This window comes from Intrasporangium sp., assembly GCF_032907665.1.
In the GTDB taxonomy this organism is placed as follows: Bacteria; Actinomycetota; Actinomycetes; order Actinomycetales; family Dermatophilaceae; genus Intrasporangium.
Genome location: NZ_JAJJPG010000142.1, coordinates 3,297 through 8,566 on the forward strand (window position 1 = coordinate 3,297; position 5,270 = coordinate 8,566).

5 protein-coding genes are annotated in these 5,270 nt (G+C 70.3%); all 5 read left to right on the top strand.

The features are described 5' to 3' along the window. Window positions 1–85: 85 nt before the first annotated feature. Window positions 86–901: a thymidylate synthase gene (locus tag LOY02_RS16160; protein ID WP_317183395.1), complete on the top strand. Its 816-nt coding sequence runs from the start codon at window positions 86–88 to the stop codon at window positions 899–901. Window positions 902–940: 39 nt separating this feature from the next. Beyond that, window positions 941–1,405: a dihydrofolate reductase gene (locus LOY02_RS16165; protein WP_317183396.1), complete on the top strand. Its 465-nt coding sequence runs from the start codon at window positions 941–943 to the stop codon at window positions 1,403–1,405. Window positions 1,406–1,633: 228 nt separating this feature from the next. Beyond that, complete coding sequence (dapA, locus tag LOY02_RS16170) at window positions 1,634–2,518, top strand: 4-hydroxy-tetrahydrodipicolinate synthase (RefSeq protein WP_317183397.1); 885 nt, start codon at window positions 1,634–1,636, stop codon at window positions 2,516–2,518. A gap of 107 nt (window positions 2,519–2,625) precedes the next feature. After that, window positions 2,626–4,311: a ribonuclease J gene (locus tag LOY02_RS16175; protein ID WP_317183398.1), complete on the top strand. Its 1,686-nt coding sequence runs from the start codon at window positions 2,626–2,628 to the stop codon at window positions 4,309–4,311. Continuing rightward, on the top strand, window positions 4,308–5,270 hold a 963-nt coding region (locus LOY02_RS16180), incomplete at its 3' end, for an endonuclease/exonuclease/phosphatase family protein (RefSeq protein WP_317183399.1). The genes LOY02_RS16175 and LOY02_RS16180, both read left to right, overlap by 4 nt.

Sequence of the window (5,270 nt, forward strand, 5' to 3'; positions counted from 1 at the left end):
GGGCACTGTCTGCCGCCGATGCTCCGACCGAGCCGGGGCGTGCTGGGTCCGCGCGCGTTCGGCGAACCCGGACTAGGCTGCGAGCGTGCGGCAGTATCTCGACCTCCTCGACCACGTCCTGACGACGGGCCAGGAGAAGTCCGACCGGACGGGGACGGGCACGCTGAGCGTCTTCGGCCACCAGATGCGCTTCGATCTCGCCGACGGCTTCCCGGCGATGACGACGAAACGGCTCCACCTGCGCTCGATCATCGGCGAGCTGCTGTGGTTCCTCCGCGGCGACACCAACGTGCGTTGGCTCCAGGACCGGGGCATCACGATCTGGGACGAGTGGGCCGACGAGGACGGCAACCTCGGCCCGATCTATGGGCACCAGTGGCGCTCCTGGCCGACCCCGGACGGGCGCCGCGTCGACCAGATCGCCAGGGTGATCGAGCAGATCCGGACCAACCCCGACTCCCGTCGGCACATCGTCTCCGCCTGGAACGTCGCCGACGTCGACGACATGGCGCTTCCGCCCTGTCACACCCTCTTCCAGTTCTACGTCCATCCCGCGACGGAGCCGGGCTCCCGCCGTCGGCTGTCGTGTCAGCTCTACCAGCGCAGCGCCGACATCTTCCTCGGGGTGCCGTTCAACATCGCCAGCTACGCCCTGCTCACGCAGATGGTCGCCCAGCTCACCGACCTCGTGCCGGGCGAGTTCGTCCACACCCTGGGCGACGCACACCTCTACCTCAACCACCTCGACCAGGCCCGGCTCCAGCTGACGCGCACGCCGCACCCGCTGCCGACCATGCGGATCACCCCCGGGAAGGCGAGCATCGACGAGTTCGACCTCGACGACTTCGAGCTCGTGGACTACGTCGCCGAGCCGGGCATCAAGGCACCGATCGCCGTGTGATCCGCGCCGGACGCGGACGCGACCTGCGACAGTGACTCCATGACGAACGTGACGATGATCGCGGCCGTCGGCCGCAACGGCGTGATCGGCGACGGCACCGGGATGCCCTGGCACCTCTCCGAGGACCTCAAGTTCTTCAAACGCACCACGATGGGCCACCCGATGATCATGGGTCGGCGCACCTTCGAGTCGATGGGGGTGCTCCCGGGCCGGCGGAGCATCGTCGTGACCCGGCAGCCGGAATGGCAGCACCCCGGGGTCGAGACGGCCCATTCCCTGGCCGAGGCCCTCAGTCTGGCCGGCCCGGCCGACGAGGTCTTCGTCGTCGGTGGGGGAGAGATCTACCGCGAGGCGATGCCGTATGCCGCTCGCCTCGTCATCACCGAGGTCGACCAGTCCCCGGAGGGCGCGGTCACCTTCCCCGACATCGACGGGGCGCAGTGGGAGGAGACCGAACGTGAGGAGCACGACGGGTTCGCCTGGGTGACGTATGTCCGTCGCTGAGAGCCCGGCGGAAGTTTCCTCGCCGGACCTGTAACGCCCCCGACCGCCGCGCGATGGAAGGGGTGGCGAGGCACTACTCGGACCCCCGAGCGAGTAGTGCCTCGCTCTCTGTCCCCAGACAGGTGGCCGGGACCCGTTCGTGCGGGCGCCAGCCCAGCGGCATACGGCACGAAACGGGCGCACGGACGTCGGCGCCGAGGGTCGGGCGCCGGGCGCTAACCTTGGCCCATGGCAGACGCACCCCGGCTCGGACGTGTCCTCTCGGCGATCGTCACGCCGATGCGCGCCGACGGATCAGTGGACCTCGACTCCGCCCAGCGGTTGGCCACCCACCTGGTCGACCAGGGCCACGACGGCATCGTCGTGTCCGGCACGACAGGGGAGTCACCAACGACGTCCGCAGCGGAGAAGGAGGACCTGCTCCGAGCCGTCATCGGCGCCGTGGGGGACCGCGCAGTCGTCGTGGCCGGCGCGGGGAGCAACGACACCGCCAAGAGCGTGGAGTCGGTCCGCGTCGCGGAGAAGGCAGGGGCCGACGCGGTGCTCGCCGTCACGCCGTACTACAACAAGCCGCCGCAGCCGGGGCTCGTCGCGCACTTCCTCGCTCTCGCCGACGCCAGTGACCTGCCGGTCATGGTCTACGACATCCCGGGGAGGTCCGGCATCGCCATCGCCCGCGAGACCTACCTGCGGATCGCCGAGCACGAGCGCATCGTCGCCGTCAAGGACGCCCGGGCCGACCTGTGGCTCGCCAGCCAGCTCATGGAGGCCACCGGACTCGACTGGTACTCCGGCGACGACGCGATGAATCTCGCCCACTTCGCCAACGGTGCGGTCGGCTTCGTCGGCGTCACCTCGCAGACCTGCCCCGGCGTGTACCGCCGCCTCGCCGACGCCGTCATCGCCGGGCGGTGGGACGACGCCCGGGCTGTCCATCGGTCGCTCCACACGATGGTCGACGCCGTCATGCACGTCACCCAGGGCGCCATCATGGCCAAGGCCGCGCTCGCCGAGCAGGGCCTCATCGAGTCCGCGGCCGTCCGGCTGCCCCTCGTCGAGGCCACCGACGAGCAGCGCTCGTTGCTCCGAACGGCTCTGGCCACGGTGGCCTGACCGACGCGCGCCGTGCTGGCTGTGCGTGATGGACCGTCCGCGCTGACCGAATGGCAACCCACGGTCGCGACCATCGCCTCACACTGCCCCCGAACGACAGGAACCCTGTGAGCCACCCCCACCCCGAGCTGACCACCCCGCCTCGTCTGCCCGACAACGGCCTCAGGGTCGTCGCGCTCGGCGGCCTCGGCGAGGTCGGTCGCAACATGGCCGTGCTCGAGACCGAGGGCAGGCTGCTCGTCATCGACTGCGGCGTGCTCTTCCCCGAGGACCACCACCCCGGTGTCGATCTCATCCTGCCGGACTTCTCCTATGTGGAGGACCGGCTCGACGACATCGACGCCGTCGTCCTGACCCACGGCCACGAGGACCACATCGGGGCCGTTCCCTACCTGCTCCGGCTCAAGGGCGACCTTCCCCTCATCGGTTCCACCCTGACCCTCGCGCTCGTCGAGGCGAAGCTCAAGGAGCACCGCATCCGGCCGTTCACCCTGACGGTCCGAGAGGGCCAGCGGGAGCGCATCGGCCCCTTCGACCTCGAGTTCGCCGCGGTGAACCACTCGATCCCCGACGCCCTCGCGGTGTTCGTCCGGACCACGGCGGGCACCCTCCTGCACACGGGCGACTTCAAGATGGACCAGCTGCCGCTGGACGGACGGATCACCGACCTGCGCGCTTTCGCACGGTTCGGCGAGGAGGGGGTCGACCTCTTCCTCACCGACTCGACGAACGCCGACATGCCGGGCTTCACCACGCCAGAGCTCGAGATCGCCCCGGCCATCGACAAGGTCTTCCGGCACGCGGAGCGCCGCATCATCGTCGCCTGCTTCAGCAGCCACGTGCACCGCGTTCAGCAGGTGCTCGACGCGGCGGCGAAGGCGGGCCGCAAGGTCGCCTTCGTCGGCCGGTCGATGGTGCGCAACATGGGGATCGCCGCGGAGCTCGGCTACCTGCACGTCCCCGAGGGGATCCTCGTCGACGTCAAGCGCCTCGGGCACCTCCGCGACGACGAGGTCGTCCTCATCAGCACGGGGTCCCAGGGCGAGCCGATGGCGGCCCTGTCCCGGATGGCCAACGGCGACCACCGCATCAACGTCGGACCGGGGGACACCGTCCTGCTGGCCAGCAGCCTCATCCCGGGCAACGAGAACGCCGTCTACCGGGTCATCAACGGACTCATGCGGCGCGGTGCCGCCGTCGTGCACAAGGGCAACGCCAAGGTCCACGTCTCCGGCCACGCCAGCGCGGGAGAGCTGCTCTACTGCTACAACATCGTCCGCCCCCGCAACGTCATGCCGGTCCACGGGGAGTGGCGGCACATGTATGCCAACGCCCAGCTCGCCATCCAGACGGGCGTTCCGGAGGCGAACGTCGTGCTCGCCGAGGACGGTGTGGTCGTCGATCTCGTCGACCGGCAGGCCTCGATCACCGGTGTCGTCGACTGCGGCTACATCTACGTCGACGGGACCAACATCGGCGGCACCGACGAGGCCCTGCTCAAGGACCGCCGGATCCTGCGTGACGAGGGCTTCATCACGTGCATCGTGGTGCTCGACGCGGCCACCGGCAAGATCGCCTCGGGTCCGGAGATCACGGCGCGCGGGTTCGTCGAGAGCGACGAGGTCTTCCAGCAGGTGATCCCCAAGGTCGAGCGCGCGGTCGAGGAGGCGGTCGCCAACGGTGTGCGCGACGACCAGCAGCTGCAGCAGGTCATCCGCCGCGCCGTGGGCTCGTGGGCCGGTGGCAAGATCCGTCGGCGGCCGATGATCATCCCGGTCGTCCTCCAGGCGTGACCGCCACGCGAGGTCACCGACCGGGGCGCCGGCTCGACGTGGGGCTTGGCGCGGCCCTCGTCGTCCTCGTGGCCACGGGTGCGACCCGATGGATCGACAGCACCGCGCAGCTCGTCATCGTGCTGCAGACGGCGGGGCCGTTCGTCGTCATGGGGCTGCTGGCGCTCCTCGCGCTCACCGCTCTGCTCAAGCGCTGGTGGATGCTCGTGCCGGTCGTCACCGCCGTGGTCGTCGCGGCGTCGGTTGCGCTGCCCGGCTGGTTCGCCCGCACGTCCCCTGACGCGCCACGCGACCTCACGGTCATGGCTGTCAACCTCTCCTACGGCCGAGCCGACCCGGATCACGTCGCCGACGCCGTGCGCGCGCACTCCGTCGACGTCCTCGTGGCGACCGAGCTGACGCCGGAGGCGCAGGGAGCCCTCGACGACTCCGGACTCGATGAGTGGTTCGTCGAGCGCGTGGGCGAGGCGCGCCCCGACGCCTTCACGGGAACCATGGTCTACTCCCGGTTCCCGCTCACGGAGGCCACCGGCGTCGACCCGGTCGATGCGCACACCCCGAGCGTTCAGCCGGAGGTGGTCGTCGACGTCAGCGGAACGGCAGTGCGGGTCAAGGCCGTCCACGTCCTCGCACCGATGTCCGGGGACGCCGGAGAGTGGCGTGCGGGCCTGCGCGCCCTGGCGACCTGGCGTGACCGACAGTCGAGTGACGAGCCGACGGTGCTCGCGGGAGACTTCAACGCCGGTCACGGGCACCCGGCCTTCCGCGCTGTCGCCGACGGCATGGACCACGCGCACCGGGTCGCCGGGTTGGGCTGGGTGCGGACGTGGCCCTTCGAGGGCCGACGCGTGCCGCCCTTCGTGCAGCTCGACCACCTGCTGAGCCGTGGGCTGAGCGTCGTGGATGCGGGACAGGTCGCGATCCACGGCACCGACCATGCGGTCGTCTGGGCCACCTAC

Excerpts from the sequence above, each read along its gene's own strand:
- LOY02_RS16165 (WP_317183396.1), top strand. The coding sequence starts at position 941 with ATGACGAACGTGACGATGATCGCGGCCGTCGGCCGCAACGGCGTGATC.
- dapA (WP_317183397.1), top strand. The coding sequence starts at position 1,634 with ATGGCAGACGCACCCCGGCTCGGACGTGTCCTCTCGGCGATCGTCACG.